Here is a 15894-nt window from a genome sequence, read left to right as displayed (position 1 = left end):
TGCCTTACCGCCAACGGTGGCGCTCGGTGTGTTCGCGCTGGTCATGGGCCCATGGGCCAAGGCGGAGGCACCGCAGAACCGCCCGTCTCAGGAGAGTTTTCATGACCTCAGCCACCATTCCCGGTCTTCGTGGATCCGACGGCAGCGTGCCGACCGAACACAGTGAACTGCTCGCCTGGGTACAGCAGGTGGCCGAACTCACTCAGCCGGACCGGGTGGTCTGGGCGGATGGTTCCGACGAGGAGTGGAACCGGCTGACCGAGCAGCTGGTGGCGGCGGGCACCTTCAAGAAGCTCGACGAGAAGAAGAAACCGAACTCCTTCCTCGCCCTGTCCGACCCCTCCGATGTGGCCCGGGTGGAGTCGCGCACCTTCATATGCTCGAAGTCACCCGAGGACGCCGGGCCCACCAACAACTGGGTCGATCCCGCCGAGATGCGCGCCACCATGACCGAGCTGTACCGCGGCTCGATGAAGGGGCGCACCATGTACGTGGTGCCGTTCTGCATGGGCCCCCTGGGCGCCGAGGACCCCAAGTTGGGTGTGGAGATCACCGACTCCGAGTACGTCGTGGTCTCCATGCGGGTGATGACCCGGATGGGTAAGGCCGCCCTGGAGAAGTTGGGCAAGGACAAGCCCTTCGTGAAGGCGCTGCATTCGGTGGGCGCGCCGTTGGCCGAGGGGCAGGCCGATGTTCCCTGGCCGTGCAACGAGACCAAGTACATCACCCATTTTCCCGAGGACCGCGAGATCTGGAGCTACGGCTCCGGCTATGGCGGCAATGCCCTGCTCGGCAAGAAGTGCTACTCGCTGCGGATCGCCTCGGCCATGGCCCGCGACGAGGGCTGGCTGGCCGAGCACATGCTCATCCTGAAGCTGATCTCGCCGGAGAACAAGGCGTACTACATCGCGGCGGCCTTCCCGAGCGCCTGCGGTAAGACCAATCTCGCCATGATCCAGCCCACGGTTCCGGGGTGGCGTGCGGAAACCCTCGGCGACGATATCGCCTGGATGCGGTTCGGCAAGGATGGTCGCCTCTACGCCGTGAACCCGGAGTACGGCTTCTTCGGCGTGGCGCCGGGCACCAACCGCTCCTCCAACCCCAATGCCATGGCGACCATGGACGCCGGTAACACCGTCTACACCAATGTCGCGCTCACCGACGACAACGACGTCTGGTGGGAGGGCCTGGAGGGCGAACCCGAGCATCTGATCGATTGGCGGGGCAACGACTGGCGCGCGGGGGAGACCGAAACGCCGGCCGCCCACCCGAATTCGCGTTACTGCACCCCGATGTCGCAGTGCCCGATCCTGGCCCCCGAATGGGACGACCCGCAGGGTGTGCCGATTTCGGCGATTCTGTTCGGTGGTCGGCGCAAGACCACGGTTCCGCTGGTCACCGAGTCGTTCGACTGGCAGCACGGCGTGTTCATGGGCGCCACGCTGTCGTCGGAGCAGACCGCCGCGGCCGAGGGCAAGGTGGGTACGGTGCGTCGCGACCCGATGGCCATGCTGCCGTTCATGGGCTACCACGTGGGCGACTACCTCGGCCACTGGATCAATGTCGGCAAGAACGCCGATGCGGCCAAGCTGCCGAAGATCTTCTACGTGAACTGGTTCCGCCGTGGTGAGGACGGCCGGTTCCTGTGGCCGGGCTTCGGCGAGAACTCTCGGGTGCTGGAGTGGATCATCGGTCGGATCGAGGGTACGGCCGAGGCCGAGCGCACCCCCATCGGGAATGTTCCCACCGCCGCCCAGTTGGATCTGGAGGGTCTGGACGTCGATCCCGCCGATGTCGACGAGGCGCTGAAGGTCGACGTGGAGGATTGGCGCGCGGAAATCCCGCTGATCGAGGAGTGGTTCGAGTTCGTCGGCGACAAACTGCCGTCCGGCGTGCGCGACGAGTTCGAGGCCCTCAAGCAGCGGCTGGCCTGATAGCCGGTCCTCGGTGCCGGCCCGCCATGGTGTGATGGCGGGCCGGCACCGACGTAGTCTCCGATCGGGTGGTTTGAACTGAAACATCATTGGGTAACCCATCTGCAGCGATGGTCGAGCCCAGGGGTGAGCGTATGTGGCCCGTGTTCTGCTCCACTCGACCGTGAGATCCGTTACCGACCGACTTGACCTGTTTCCCTGATTCATCTCGGGGGCAGTGCGACCCGCCGAGCTGATCACCACACGAGAGGTGGTTGGAACATGGCCGATGGGTATATCCGGGCGAAGCGGGGTGCGGTGCCGCCGGTGGTGGCGGCCGATGCGGACCTGCCGGTGAGTTCGCCGTTGCATCGGATGGCCGGGCGATTGCAGACGGCGCTACCGCCCGGATGGTCGGTGCGAGTGGTGGATGAGGTGAATTCGGGGAGCGGGTCGCACTCGATTCTGCGGGTGATGGTTCCGGCCGAATAGCCCTGTTTCGGTAAGGGGGCTTTCACATACCTGCCGTTATCCGGTGGCGGTGAGCCGGCCGTCGCCGATGTCCGGCGGTGTGTTCTGTGTGCGCTCGTCGGTTTTCCGTACGGGCGTGTCCGTCTGCGGAATTCTCGGCGAATTACCCTGTGCGCCAAGGTTTGCCGATGGCGATCGCATTCGTGTCCGGTCTCCCGGTGTGGTATGAGGATATTTGCGGGCACCCGCATGCATACGCTCGGCAAACCCCGATGTTTGCTGGATTCGAGGCCCGCTCGCCCCGAAACCCAACCTCTCGGTTCGCTTTTCGCAGAACGCACTATTGCGTTTTGTTGCTGGCGGAGGGATGCTGTTGGCCACATATCAGCTCGCTCCATCCACCGAACCGATTTCCGTGTTGGGAGAGGCGTTCATGGCGGTGCACGTGATCGACCGGTCGTTGATGACCAGTGACCAGACCGAGCATCAGGCGAAAAGCGTTGGCAGCGGCGGTTGGGTCGTGTCCTTCCTACCCGGTCGGACACTGACCACGGAACAGGCCATGGCCGCTATGCAGGCGGCCGAGGCGGTCGTGGTCGTCGGGCACCTGGCGGATCGAGTGGGGTTGACCACCCTCGAGACGGTTGGTCTCGCCATCCAGGAATCACCGTGGACCCGGCCGGACGGCGTCGTTCGGGGCGGGTGGCGCGCCCGGTTCGCCCGCTAATCGGAACGCGGGTCCGCGGCATCCCGTGGTGGTTTGCCGGCGATTACCACAAGATTGCTCACGAGTAGCTCGCGGAGCGGTGGGATACGGACCAACCACCACGCCCAGCGCGGGTGGTATCGGGGAAACGTGAGATGGACCCGGGCCGAGCTGCGCGCGGCCCAGCGCAGACCATCCACGGCCCGAACCGCGAACATGGAGACACCGAAGCGGTTCTTGGGTTCGTGTCCGTGCTTGCGCCGATATCTCCGCGCCGCGTATTCCCCGCCGAAATAGTGCCAGGGGCCGGTTTCATGGCCCCCGAAGGGGCCCAGCCACACCGTATAGGACAGTACGATCAGTCCACCGGGGCGCGTCACCCGGACCATCTCATCGGCCATCAGCCAAGGGTCCGGGACATGTTCGGCCACATTCGACGAGAAGCAGATGTCCACCGCGTCGTCGCGGAACGGCAGCGCCATCCCGGAGCCGCGGACCGTGCCGGGGATCGACAGGCCCGCGGCGTGCATTTCGGACGGGTCCGGTTCGACCGGGATATAACGGGCACCGGCCCGCGTGAACTCGTCGGCGAAATAGCCCGGTCCGCCGCCGACATCGAGAACCGTCGCCCCCGCCAGCTCGCGGCCGGTGATATCGGTATAGAAATCGCCGATCATGGCCGCGCTGTCCGCGGCGAGCCCGCCGTAGAACCGCGCGGGGTCGGTCTGTTCGAAACGGAAACTGTTCAGCAGACGCAGCGACCGGCCCAGGGTGGCGCGGCGCGCGAACCGGAAGTGTTTCGCGCGGCCGGCCGGTCGCGCGGACGAAACCGGTCGTACTGCTGATTCGTCGGCTCTGAGCACGGCGCAGAGTCTTGCACACCCGCGCGACCCGTCGGCGGACGCGTGGATCGTAACGCACCGCTGACCACCGGCCGGCCGGGCGCCGGGTTACTGTGTACCGCGATGTCCACGTCCCGAAGCGGACCCGAAACCGACCGGAGAAATCCCACCGTGCGCGAAGTCCTACTGCTCTGCTGGCGCGATACCGGACACCCGCAGGGCGGCGGCAGCGAACGGTACTTGGAACAGGTCGGCGCCCAGTTGGCGGCGCGCGGTGTGAAGGTGACCTTGCGGACCGCGCGTTATCCCGGCGCGGCCAAACGCGAGCGGGTCGACGGAATCGATATCAGCCGGGGCGGTGGCCGCTTCTCGGTCTATCCGCGAGCCCTGGCAGCGCTGGTACTGAGCAGGTTCGGGCTGGGTCCCCTGCGCGGTATCCGCCCGGACGCGGTAATCGACACTCAAAACGGCATACCGTTCTTCGCGCGGATCGCGACCGCCGCGCCGTCCGTAGTGCTGGTGCATCACGGCCATCGCGAGCAGTGGCCGGTGGCGGGCCGGTTGGTCGGTCGCATCGGCTGGTGGATCGAATCGCGGCTGTCGCCCCGTGTGCACCGGAACAACCAGTACCTGACGGTGTCCCTGCCCTCCGCGGAAGAACTGGCGACACTGGGGGTGGACCGTTCCCGGATCGCCGTGGTCCGCAACGGCGCCGAACCCATCCCCACAGACGCCCCCACCGGCGCGGTCGAGACCCGAACCGCCGAACCCACCATAGTGGTGCTGTCCCGACTGGTCCCGCACAAACAGATCGAGGACGCCCTGACCGCCGTGGCCCGGTTGCGCGACCGGATACCCGGTGTTCGGCTGGACGTGATCGGCGACGGGTGGTGGGCCGACAACCTGAAGGCCGAGGCCGCTGCCCTCGGCATCGCCGATGCGGTGACCTTCCACGGTCATGTCGACGAGCGACGCAAACACGAATTGCTCGCCCGCTCCTGGGTGCATGTCATGCCCTCCCGTAAAGAGGGGTGGGGGTTGGCGGTTATCGAAGCCGCCCAGCACGGGGTGCCGACCGTGGGTTACCGGTCCTCCCGGGGACTCACCGACTCCATCGTCGATGGTGTCACCGGCATCCTGGTGGACGATGTCGAGCAACTCGCCGCCGCGGTCGGTGATCTGCTCGCGGATTCGACCGGGCGGGTGATCATGGGGGAGAAGGCGCGGTCGCGGGCGCGGGAATTCTCCTGGGAGCACACCACCACCGGGGTGCAGCGGGTGCTTACCGCCGCCATGGCGGGCCGGTATGTCAGCGGCCTGATCGCACCGTCGCAGTAGGGGCGGTGATCCGGTCCTCGGTTCACCGTTTCCGTACGCGAATGCGGACCCGAGGACGCAGGGCGAGCAACGGGGCGAACAACAGCACCGCCCACCCGATATGGGCGGCCACGACGAGTCCGCGGTGCGTGGCCCCCGGCTCCGCCCGAACGCCGGGCACCCGATAGAGGTCCAGATCGGCGGTGGTGTGGACCGGTTCCAGCGCCGCGAGGGTGGCGCGGGAATCACCGAGCGGTCCCGGGCTGGTGTTCTCCACCAGAACCCAGCCGACACCGAGCCGGGCCAGTTCCTCGGGGGGACCGCCACGCAACAGCAGATCCTCCACCATTCGGGCGCGGGCCCCCTCGCCGGCCACCGTGCGCCCGTGCACTGGAAGCTCTCCGGTCTGTAGGACATCACGCGGAAGCATTCTGGGCGCCGGATCCAGGACCGGGGCGGAACCGGAGTAGGGGAATCGGCGAAACATCCCGGCCGGTAGTACCGCCACATCTCCCGGGCCGTCGAGCCGCTGGGCGACCTCCCGCCATGCGTTCGGATACCGTATCGCCCGCACCTGGCCGGCCACCCCCCAGCCGAGATCCGCCAGGGGAAGGATCAGCAATGCGATGAACACCATCGCCGTACCCCGGACGACAGCGGGGGCGGAATCGCCCCGGAACAGCCGGGCGAGCGGTACCCGACAGGTGGCGGCCGCGCACAACGCGTAGGCGGGCACCGCCAAAGCGACGTATTTCTGGGTATCGCGCAGCAGTCCCGCGCCGGGGACCTGCCCGACGAGCCATTCCAAGGCGGATATTCCGGGAGGTGTGGCGGCCAGGGCCGGGAGGATGATCGCGGCAGCGGCCAGAAGCAGCAAGGTTCGGCGGGCTCGGGTGCGGACGCGATCGTCGTCGTCGGCGGCCACCGCGCGAACTCCGAGTGCCACGACGAGCAGCAGTAATGCGGTTCCCACCGCTGCAAGCGGAGTGGTTCGGGAATTCGGGACCGCTTCGGCGTTCCAGATACCGGCGAGACCGGCCAAGCTGCCGAGGGTGCCCAGACCTGGTTCGGCGCGGGCGGCGAACGCCGATACCCCCGCGGGATCGGACGGTTCGGCGGCCACCCCGGAGACCGCGGCCGCCACCAGCCAGGGCAGACAGACCGCCGCGACCACCGATGTCATGGGGAGGATCCGTCGCCTGCCGACCAGGCTCACGGCGAGCACCCCTGCCAATAGCCCACCGGTGGGGGTGAGTCCCGCCGCCGCGAGACATCCGGTCACCGCCGCCCAGGAACCGGGGCGGCCATTGCGCAACCGAACCACCGCCGCGGCGGTCCACGGCAGTGCTGCGTAACCGGTGAGCAGACTCCAATGCCCCTGGAGCAGTCGTTCGGCGATGTAGGGGTTCCAGATGGTGAGTGTGCTCGCCACCAGCTGGGTGGCGACCGGGGCATCTATCAGTTGCCGGGACAGTACCGCCGCGCCGAATCCCGCCGCCCAGAGCGCGACGACCAGGATTGCCTTGACCACCAGAGCACCGTCGACGAAGGAGGACAGCGCGGCGAGCAGGGCGTCCTGCGGTACAGCGCGTGGTGCGGCATCGCCCAGGCCGAGGGCGGAGTCGGTGAGATAGGAACGTGGTGTGCTCACCGCGTCGCGCAGCAGCAGATGGCCGGGACCCAGGAGCGGGGCGGTGACGAACAGGGCCAATAGTGCGCTGTAGCCGGCGGGAATCCACCGGGTCCACCGGTGCTTCGCGCCTCTGTCGTCCACGCCTGTGCACCCTAGAGGACGACGGCCGGCAGGGGGTCGGCGGCGGGTCCGCCCGGCTCGGGTCCGTGCCGGGTGGCGTCCGATGAGCCCGGGGAGATCCCGGTGCGTGGCGAGATGGAACACTTGCGGGCGTGCCTGTTGTTCGCCGTATACCCGCCGTGGCGGACATGACCTTGGTGACCGCAGGGGCGATGACCGCGAATATTGCGGGCTACCTGTTGCAGTTACTGGCCGGACGATGGCTCGGGGTCGACGGTTACAGCGAGTTCGCCGGTCTGCTCGCCGTCCAGCTGTTGTGCGCGGTGCCCGCCCTTGCCCTGCAGAATGTCGTGGCCCGGCAGCTGGCGCGGGGAGCCGATGCGGCGGCGCTGCGGGCCCTGGGGTGGCGTTGCGCCGTGCTCGTGGCCGGGGTGGTGGTTGTACTGGTTCCGGTGGTGACCCTGGTGCTGGATGTCGGGGCCGCGGCCTGCGCCGCCGCGCTCGGCGCCGCCCCCGCGCTCGTGTTGTTGTCCGGGGAGCAGGGGGTGTTGCAGGGACTGCGGAGGTTTCGCGGCCTGGCCGTGGTTCTCGGGCTCGCCGGTATCACCCGGGTGGTGCCGGCCCTGATCGTGCTCGCATTCGGCGGCGGTGCGACGCCTGCCCTGTGGGCCGCCGCGTGCGGTATCGCCTGTGCCGCCCTGATCGCCCGATCGATTGCCGCTTCGCCCCGTTTCGCCGGGCGGGTTTCCCCGTCGACCGCCGCCGCCACGGCGGAGGGGCCCGGTGCCGTGGGCATCGAACCGAGCGCCGGTGATGCGACGCCCGGTGGGTTCGCCGGGGTGCTCGCGGTAGTGTCGGCGGCCCAGGTCCAGGCGGTATTGATGGCACTGTCCTCGACGGATCTGATCGTGGTCCGGATCGTTCTGGACGAAACCGATGCGGGCCGTTACGCCCTGGGGACCATTGCCACGAAGATTGCCTTCTGGTTGCCGCAGGCGGTGGGGGTGGTGCTGTATCCGCGGATGGCGCAGCCTGCGTCGTCGGCCGGGGCGGTGCGCGCCGCGCTGGCGGTGCTGTCCGGTATCGGCGCGGTGGCGGTGCTCGGCGCCGTGGTCGCCGCGCCGCTGGCCCCGCTGCTCGCCGGGCAGGATTACGCACCGATCCAGAGTGTGCTGTGGATGTTCGCGCTGCACGGCGCCGTGCTGGCGGTTCTGCAGGGTGCGTTGTTGTCGGCGATCGCGGTGGAGCGCACTGCGATCGCCGGGCCTGCCTGGACCGGTCTGGTGGTCGAGGTGGTACTCATGCTCACGGTCGCCGATAGTGTGGTGGGGTTGATCGGCACCGCCGTGGCGGTGGCGGTGACGACCACCGTCACGGTGTCCGTAATCGTCATCCGAACCGCCGTGCGGCGGCCCGAGACCACCGATGCCCATGTCCGGGGCCCGCTCACCTGATCTGTAGGAGGAAATCGCGATGCTCGTCGCCTTCTCCGTCACCCCGTTGGGCACCGGCGAAAGCGTCGGCGCTGCGGTGGCCGAAGCCGTGCGGGTGGTTCGGGCCAGTGGACTTCCGAATCGAACCGATGCCATGTTCACGACGGTCGAAGGCGAATGGGACGAGGTCATGGCGGTGGTCCGGCAGGCCACCGAGGCCGTGATGGCGGTCGCGCCGCGGTGCAGCCTCGTCCTGAAGGCCGATATCCGTGCGGGAACAACCGACGCGATGACCACCAAGGTGGAGTCGGTGGAGCGGCATCTGCGCGACTCGTAGCGGGCCCCCGCCCGGGCGGCCGGAGATATTCATCGCGGACCGAGGTTCAGCGGCGTCGCGGTAGCGCCATGACCCCGACCACTATTACGGCGATGAGCGCCGGGACCTGCACCCACAGCGAATCACCCATATAACCGTCCCCCGACCGCCATGGACCGGTGGCCAGGGCCGTCGCGGACAGCGCGGTGCCGAACCCGGCGACGGCCACCGGCGCCATTGGCGGTATACGGGCGGCGAATCGGGTGAGGGCCACTCCGGCCACGGCGAGTCCCGCACCGATCGGGCCCGTGATCAGGCCGATGGCGCCTACGAGGCCGACGGCGGCCGGCCATCGCCTGCCCCAGGTTCGCGGGGCCGGTTCCGGCGCGACGGTGGCCGTCCCGCGCGGTATGGCCAGGGCGAGGAGTGGAAGTAGCAGTAGTAGGCCGCCGAAGATGGCCAGGCGATACCAGCGATCCGCCGGGAAGGAGACGGTGACCGGTCCGGTGCTGTCGGCCGGTAGCAGCCAGCCCTGTTGCCATCCGTTCACCACGACCGGGTCCAGGGTCCGTCCATCCGCGGATCGCGCGGTCCACCCGATATTGGTGCTGAGCGGCAGGACGAGCAGGCGGGTTCCGGTGTCCCGGTCGGACGCGGCGGGTAGCGGCGGGTAGGCGGTGTTCTGCAGCCGCAGCCGATCCACGGTGAACAGCTGGGTCGGCGCCACCAGCACATCGACCTGCCCGGGGGGCAACTGGATCGGCGCGACGGCGTCGGAAGTGTCGGGTGCTTCGATGTCTCCGCAGACCCGGGCGGAGACCGGCGCCCCGGTGCGCAGTTCCTCGGCGGTAGCGGTGATGCTCGTGCGTAGTGTTCGGCCGCCCACCGCGATGGTGGGCCCGCTGTCGCAGCCCACGGTGATCGGCCGGTCGGCCGGGGCGGGGGTGGGTTGATCCGGTCCCAGGACGACCACCTCGGCGAGGCCGGTGGGTTGGGGTTGGGAATAGCCGAGGGCGGTGCGGTCCAGGACCGTGGTCCAGCTCTGGACCGAGAGCTCGATCCGATCGGTTACCGTGGGGTGCAGTTCGATTCGGGAAACCTCGTCCGGTTCGTCGAGCTCACGCACCTGGGGGCCATTGCCCAGGTTCACCGCCACCGCGGTCGGGGCGGCCGGTAGCGGACCCGGTGACGGGGTCAGCTCCAGCCCGGTGACCAGGGTCGGTTCGGGCAGTTCGATGGTGAGGGTCGGTTTTGCGCCGGTGGTTTTGCGAACCGAGTCCTCCGGAGCGGTCCAACCGGTTCGCGGGTCGCCGTCCGTGGCGGCCAGGGCCGAACCGCGCAGATCACCGACATCCGATTCACCGCGCGCCACCGGCCGGAGCGGGTCGGTGAGCAGCGCCTCCAGCGCCGGTCCCGGTCGGGCGCGCACGGTCAGCTCCGGTGTCACCGTGACGGGTTCGGGCACCGACAGGGTTCGTTGGAAGGCTCCTTGCTCTTCCGGTGCCAAGGCCAGCCCCTTACCACAGCGCACCCGGTCGGGCGCGTCGTAACAGGCGCTTCGGCCGGGGAATTCCTGGCCGAGATCCCAGGCGCGCACCGGCACACCGGAGGGAGTCGGCGGCAGGACGGTGCGGTGGCGGATATCGACGCGGGTGGGGGCATCGCGAACGGTGTAGTCGTCGAGGCCCACTTCGCTGATCCCGAACTGGCCGCCGGCGCTACCGCCTTCGGTGCGGATGGCGGTGATGGTGACCCAATCGGTGGAGCCGGCGGGCAGCGACACCGCCATTGGTTCCCCGGGTTTGCCGATCCGGGCGGAGACACTGCCCCGGGCGGTCCGCACCTCCACCCATTTCACCGGGTCGCCGATGGCGGCGGGACTGGTGGTCAACCGGAGGAGCCCGGAGCCGAGCGGGCGGTCCAGATCCAGGCGCAGCCACTGGCCCAGCGCGGGTTGGCCGCCATTGCTGATCCAGGCGGTCGCCGGATCACCGTCCACTGCCGCGGCGGTGGAATTGCCGGGGGCGGTGCCACCGAGCTGGGTGGCGTCGGCGGCGGAACTGGAGGCGGTGACTGTGGCGCCGACCCAGTCGCCACGCACCGGCTCGGCGCCGGGCACGGCATAGTCGGCCACCAGGTTGTGGGTGCGGCGGGCGTCGTCCGGGGCGCGGAGCGCGGAATTGTGATTGTCCACCTCACCGAAGTCGGTTTCCCGGTTCATCGGGGTGTCGGTGACCGTCAGCGGCCCCAGCGGTATCCCCGCCCGGGCGGCGTCGGGGGCCAACAGGGTGGGTTGGTGCGAGGTATGCGGGGTGCGGTGCAAGCGTTCCAGGACTTCCGGAGCGCCCTGCACCACGGGCACCGAGGCCAGATCGACGGTGTGGGCGCCAGGGAACTCCGCGGGCGCGCCGAGACCGCCGACCACCTGGGCCGGTTCTCCGGGCACGGATGCTTCGACCCGATAGATCTCCACCGCCGGGTAGGCCGGACGCAGATCACCGTCGGCCACAAGTCCTTCGCCGATGATCGCCGGTTCGATCGGATCCCCGAATTCGGCGACCTTGTGGATACCGGGGGAACCCTCCAACGCCTGATGCGCCAGGATCGGCCGGGTCGAGCGCGAGGTGTCCGGATCCAGGTCGTTGCGCAGCACCACCACCCCGATGCCCTGGCCGATCAAAGTCTGCGCCAGCCCGGCCGAGGGCCGGCCGTCGGCGATCAGCCGCTGTACCGAATCCATGGCTCGGATGGCGCCCGGCGGATTCAGCGGTACCGCATCGCGCACCGCCCACGGGGTCTCGGCCAGCGCCTGAAGAGGCTCGTCCCGGGTCAGGCCCCATATCTGGCTGCCGAAGGGGGCGCCGGGCACCACCAGGGCGCGGGTATCGGCGGCGTTCGCCCGCAACCAGTCGGCGGTCTGCTTCCAGTAGACGGGCACCCGGTCGTAGGCGCCGCGCGGGGCGAGATTGCCCGTCCAGGCCGGTGAACCGGCCAGCGCCAATGCGGCGAGTACCAGCGCCGCCACGGCGACCCGGCGATCCCGATCCGGGTGCGCGAACGCGCGGCGCCACACCGGCAGCGGCACCGAGGCGGGCAACGGAACCCGAGACAGCAGCTGTGCCAGTCCGAGTACCAGCGGCAGCCGGATGAGCGGTTCCAGTTTGTGCACATTGCGCAGGGGCGCGCCGCCGGCGTCCAAAAAGACCCGGAGGGGCTCGGCGAACGGCCCACCCAACTGTCCGACATAGCCGGCGCAGATACCGACCAGCCCGACGCACAGGATCAGCACCAATCGCCCCCGGGCCGGCATCGACCGCATGGCCAGTCCCGCCATACCCGCGGCCGCGATCAGCCCGGTGGCCAGTACCGCGGCGGGCTGGGTCACCAACACCGCCCCGGCGATCCGCTCCGGCGAGACGAACGGTGTCCAACTGTTGGTGCCGCGCAGGACTTCCCCGAGCGAGGCCCACTGGGTGGTGACACCGGACGATTCGATGTAGTCCAGGAACGGCGGACTCACCCGCCCGAGCAGTAGCAGCGGCACCGCCCACCAAAAGGTCGCCAGGGCCAACAGCGGAACCCAGGCGAGGGTGAACCGCCACCAGGCGCGGTTGGGTCGGTAGGACGCCCACCACAGCAGGGCGGGCAGGAACGCGGCCACCGTCGCCACCGCGTTCACCGCGCCCATCAGGGCCAATGCCAGCGCGCTGCCCGCCGGGGAACGCGCGCCACCGTGGCGGCGCCGCCGATATGCGGTGCCCAGGGCCGCCGGTGCCAACAGCACCCACGGCGCCAGCATCATGGGCAGGGTTTCCGAGGAGATCGACCCGAGTGTGGTGAGCACTCGCGGCGACAGCGCATAGGCGAGGGCCGCGACGACCCGGGATCCGCGACTGCCGATACCGAGCGTTTCGCCCAGTTTCACCACGCCCCAGAACCCGGCGAGCAACAACAGCGCCCACCAGACCCGTTGGCTCACCCAGCCGGGTACACCGAGCAGATCACCCAGGAAGAAGAAGGTCCCGTGGGGGAAGAAGTAGCCGTATGCCTGGTTCTGTACCTGCCCCATAGGGGCCTGGCTGCTCCACAGATGAGCCGCCCGTGCCAGGAAACCCAGGGGGTTCTCGGTCAGATCGTATTTGGTGTCGGCGACGGTCAGCCCGGGGGACTGCAGAAAGGTCAGGAGAAAAGCGACGACCACCGAGCCGAGCAACCAGCGTCGGCCCAACGGTGCGGTCGCGCGGGTATCCGGTCCGGAGCTCGACGCCGGAGAGGTATCCGCGTGGGCCTGCTCGGCGGATTCGGACTGCTCGGGCACCGGGGGTCAGACGGTCGGCGTCCACGCCGTGAGGGGTCGGCGTGGACGGTACGGAAGGGTCTGGGGATTGATCAGCGGCTACCGTATTCGACGTTGTTCAGCAGCGAGGATTCGGCCTTACCACTGCGATCGATCTCCGGGCGCGTGTTCTGCTGCAGCGCCGCGGTGACCGCGAATACCGCGACCGCGCCCAGGACGGCGCCGACGACCGCACTCGCAACACCAGGGACAGCAAACTTCATCGCGGCACTCCAAACTTCGAGGCAGGCAGAGATAACTTCGTCAACCTAGCAGCCGGCATATCGATCGGACAGTTCAGGGCGCTGAGCAGAGTTCGGAGTTTCGCGGTCGTCTCGTCCAGTTCCGCTCGCGGTTCGGAGGCCGCGACGATCCCTCCACCCGCGAAGGCGCGCAGAGTTCGGCGGTCGGCGGCGAGTTCGGCGCTGCGGATGGCCACCACCCACACCCCGTCGCCCTGTTGATCGCACCAGCCGACCGCGCCGCCGTAGAAGCCGCGATCCTCCTCCAGTTCGAGGATGGTCTCGAGTGCCGCCGCGGTGGGGGTGCCGCAGACCGCCGGGGTGGGATGCAACAACAGGGCGAGTTCGAGTGCGCTCGGCGCGGGATCGCGCAGGACGCCGCGGATCGGTGTGCCCAGATGCCATACCTCGTGGGTGTGCACCAGTTCCGGGCGGTCGGGGATGGACAGCTCGGTGCATACCGGGTCCAGTCGCTGCCGGATCCATTCGATGACGAACGCGTGTTCGTCCCGGTTCTTGGTGCTGGCGAGCAATTCCGTGGCTCGGGCCGCGTCGGCGTCCGGGTCGGGCAGCCGGGGCAGCGTCCCGGCGAGCGGGTGCAGGGTGACGGTGGGGCCGCGACGGGTGACGAGCACCTCGGGGCTGGCGCCGACCAGGGTTTGTCCGGTGCGTCCCGCCGGGCTCAGGTCGACCGCGAAGACATTGGCGCGCGGTTGCCGACTCAACAGATGGGCCGCGACGATCTGCGCGTCCAGTTCGTCGTCGGCCTCGGCCAGTACGGAACGAGCCGCGACCACCTTGCGCAACGGGAGGCTCGGATCGTTTATGCGCTCGATGAGGCCGGCCACCCGCACCATGTGTTCGTCGGGTTCCGGTTGTTCGCACACCACGCGGACGGGTGGTAGTTCGGGCAGCGCCGCGGGCCGCCAGGGACCGGCGGTGAACAGTGTCCGCTCGGGTTCGGTGAGCGCGGCGGGCCGGCGTGGATCGAACGGAAGCGCCCCCACCACCGTTGCGGCACGGCCGTCCCGCAACGCCGCCACGGCCTGCCGCGCATCGTCGAAACTCGCCCGGACCCCCTGACCGCGGACCACGCCGTCCGCCTGTGCCAGTAAGAACCCAGTCATGGTCCCGACCGTATCCGGCCGAACGGTTCCGCAGGGGGCAACGGGGGCAAGATCACGTCGACACGGAGCTGTTGTGTGCAGACGGTCGTCGTAACCGAACCGATGTTTCGATGCCGGGCCGGGCGGGCTACCGTCGGACTCATGCGCAAGACGATCTTCGTCCTGGTCGCCGTGCTCGCCGCGTTCGCCACCGCGTGCTCGAGCGGTGATACCCGTGAATCGACCGGAACCGTTTCCGCTACACCGGGTACCTCGGGCGCGGTGGGACCCGTCGGTACCGAGGCTCCCCCGCCCGGAGGTGACTGCGCCGCGGGCTACCTGGCGCAATTCACCACTCGGGAAAAGCTGGCCCAGTTGTTGACGGTCGGTGTCACAGGAACCGACGATGCCCTCACAGTGGTGCGGGAGCATCGGGTCGGCGGGATCTTCATCGGCGGCTGGACGGATATGTCGCTGCTGTCCTCGGGGGAGATCGACCAGGTGAAGTCGGCGGCCAACGTTCCGCTCATGGTCACCATCGATGAGGAAGGTGGCCGGGTCTCCCGGGTGGCGGATCTGATCGGCGCGGCCCCGTCGGCGCGGGTGACCGCGCAGACCATGACCCCCGAACAGTTCTACGACGCGAGCCTGGAGCGTAGCCGCGCGCTGTTGGATCTCGGGGTCACGGTCGATTTCGCTCCCGATGTGGATGTGAGCTCCCAACCCGACGACACGGTTATCGGCGACCGCTCGTTCTCCGCCGATCCGCAGGTGGTGACCGATTTCGCCGACGCTTACATTCGGGCCGCGCACGAGGCCGGGCTCGGGACGGTACTCAAACATTTCCCCGGTCACGGCGAGGCGTCCGGGGACTCGCATCTGGGCGCGGTGCGCACCCCGCCGCTGGACCAGTTGCAGCAGCGCGATCTGGTGCCGTTCCGTGAGTTGATCGATTCCGGTTCCGGGGTGATGGTCGGCCATCTGGACGTACCCGGTCTGACCGAACCGGATGTGCCCGCCAGTATCAGCCCGCAGGCCATGTCCCTGCTGCGCGACGGCGTCGGCTACGGCGCTCGGCCGTTCGACGGGCCGATCTTCACCGATGATCTGAGCGGTATGGCGGCCATAACCAACCGGATGTCCATCGAGGAGGCGGTCGAGGCGGCTCTGGTCGCGGGCGCCGACAATGCGCTGTGGATCAGCACGGACGCGGTGGGCTCGGTGCTCGATCGGCTGGAGCAGGCGGTGGCAGCCGGTCGGTTGCCGATGGAGCAGGTGGACGCCTCGGTCATTCGGATGGCGAAGTTCAAGGGTGCGCCGCTAACCTGCTGACACCGCATCGGCCTCGACGACCGACGCCTCCGGTATCGGTCGTCGTCTTCGGGATGGTTGTCCGAGGTCGGTCCGGGTGTCCGGTTCACGAGACGCCGTACGCGTTGCCGCCGGTGGGACGACGGCC

At 68.8% G+C, this 15894-nt stretch carries 12 protein-coding genes; 7 read left to right on the top strand and 5 right to left on the bottom strand.

The window, feature by feature from the left end; genetic code table 11:
* Window positions 1-101 precede the first annotated feature (101 nt).
* From ON32_RS22580 to ON32_RS22570, 3 genes are all read left to right on the top strand, one after another.
* Window positions 102-1934, top strand: a complete 1833-nt coding sequence (locus ON32_RS22580) for a phosphoenolpyruvate carboxykinase (GTP) (RefSeq protein WP_040793006.1) — start codon at window positions 102-104, stop codon at window positions 1932-1934.
* 261 nt (window positions 1935-2195) lie between these two features.
* Window positions 2196-2405 (top strand): hypothetical protein, encoded by a 210-nt coding sequence (locus tag ON32_RS22575; protein WP_040793005.1) that lies wholly within the window; start codon window positions 2196-2198, stop codon window positions 2403-2405.
* Window positions 2406-2751: 346 nt separating this feature from the next.
* Window positions 2752-3111 carry a hypothetical protein gene (locus ON32_RS22570; RefSeq protein WP_306307667.1) on the top strand — a complete coding sequence of 120 codons (360 nt, stop codon included), beginning with the start codon at window positions 2752-2754 and terminating at the stop codon, window positions 3109-3111.
* On the opposite strand, the gene ON32_RS22565 is transcribed toward ON32_RS22570, so the two are convergent.
* On the bottom strand, window positions 3108-3860 hold the full coding sequence (locus tag ON32_RS22565; RefSeq protein ID WP_051133597.1) for a class I SAM-dependent methyltransferase: 753 nt from the start codon (window positions 3858-3860) through the stop codon (window positions 3108-3110). The two genes, ON32_RS22570 and ON32_RS22565, sit on opposite strands and share 4 nt — an antisense overlap.
* Window positions 3861-4103: 243 nt before the next feature.
* On the opposite strand from ON32_RS22565, the gene ON32_RS22560 reads away from it, so the two are divergent.
* Window positions 4104-5270 carry a glycosyltransferase family 4 protein gene (locus tag ON32_RS22560; protein WP_040793105.1) on the top strand — a complete coding sequence of 389 codons (1167 nt, stop codon included), beginning with the start codon at window positions 4104-4106 and terminating at the stop codon, window positions 5268-5270.
* Window positions 5271-5292: 22 nt separating this feature from the next.
* On the opposite strand, the gene ON32_RS22555 is transcribed toward ON32_RS22560, so the two are convergent.
* Window positions 5293-7023: an MmpA family trehalose lipid delivery protein gene (locus tag ON32_RS22555; protein ID WP_051133576.1), complete on the bottom strand. Its 1731-nt coding sequence runs from the start codon at window positions 7021-7023 to the stop codon at window positions 5293-5295.
* Window positions 7024-7190: 167 nt separating this feature from the next.
* On the opposite strand from ON32_RS22555, the gene ON32_RS22550 reads away from it, so the two are divergent.
* Together ON32_RS22550 and ON32_RS22545 are read left to right on the top strand one after the other, a co-directional pair.
* The gene (locus ON32_RS22550) at window positions 7191-8456 is read left to right on the top strand and encodes a polysaccharide biosynthesis protein (RefSeq protein ID WP_051133596.1); all 1266 of its coding nucleotides are present in this window, start codon (window positions 7191-7193) and stop codon (window positions 8454-8456) included.
* 13 nt (window positions 8457-8469) lie between these two features.
* Window positions 8470-8772, top strand: coding sequence for an MTH1187 family thiamine-binding protein (locus ON32_RS22545; RefSeq protein ID WP_217998096.1), 303 nt, complete (start codon window positions 8470-8472; stop codon window positions 8770-8772).
* 46 nt (window positions 8773-8818) lie between these two features.
* On the opposite strand, the gene ON32_RS22540 is transcribed toward ON32_RS22545, so the two are convergent.
* The 3 genes from ON32_RS22540 to ON32_RS22535 form a co-directional block, all read right to left on the bottom strand.
* Window positions 8819-13069 carry an alpha-(1->3)-arabinofuranosyltransferase gene (locus tag ON32_RS22540; protein ID WP_083874721.1) on the bottom strand — a complete coding sequence of 1417 codons (4251 nt, stop codon included), beginning with the start codon at window positions 13067-13069 and terminating at the stop codon, window positions 8819-8821.
* 71 nt (window positions 13070-13140) lie between these two features.
* Entirely contained in the window at window positions 13141-13311 is a 171-nt protein-coding gene (locus ON32_RS28180; protein ID WP_083865183.1) for a DUF2613 domain-containing protein, read from the bottom strand.
* On the bottom strand, window positions 13308-14456 hold the full coding sequence (locus ON32_RS22535) for an isochorismate synthase (RefSeq protein WP_051133575.1): 1149 nt from the start codon (window positions 14454-14456) through the stop codon (window positions 13308-13310). Before ON32_RS22535 ends, ON32_RS28180 begins: the two co-directional genes overlap by 4 nt.
* A 141-nt stretch (window positions 14457-14597) precedes the next feature.
* On the opposite strand from ON32_RS22535, the gene ON32_RS22530 reads away from it, so the two are divergent.
* Window positions 14598-15767 (top strand): glycoside hydrolase family 3 N-terminal domain-containing protein, encoded by a 1170-nt coding sequence (locus ON32_RS22530; RefSeq protein ID WP_040793003.1) that lies wholly within the window; start codon window positions 14598-14600, stop codon window positions 15765-15767.
* Window positions 15768-15894: the final 127 nt, after the last annotated feature.

The sequence above is a fragment of the Nocardia paucivorans NBRC 100373 genome (assembly GCF_000308675.1).
GTDB classification, from domain to species: Bacteria; Actinomycetota; Actinomycetes; order Mycobacteriales; family Mycobacteriaceae; genus Nocardia; species Nocardia paucivorans.
The sequence above is the reverse complement of the archived record's forward strand: the minus strand, read 5'-3'. Positions and strand labels throughout refer to the sequence as shown.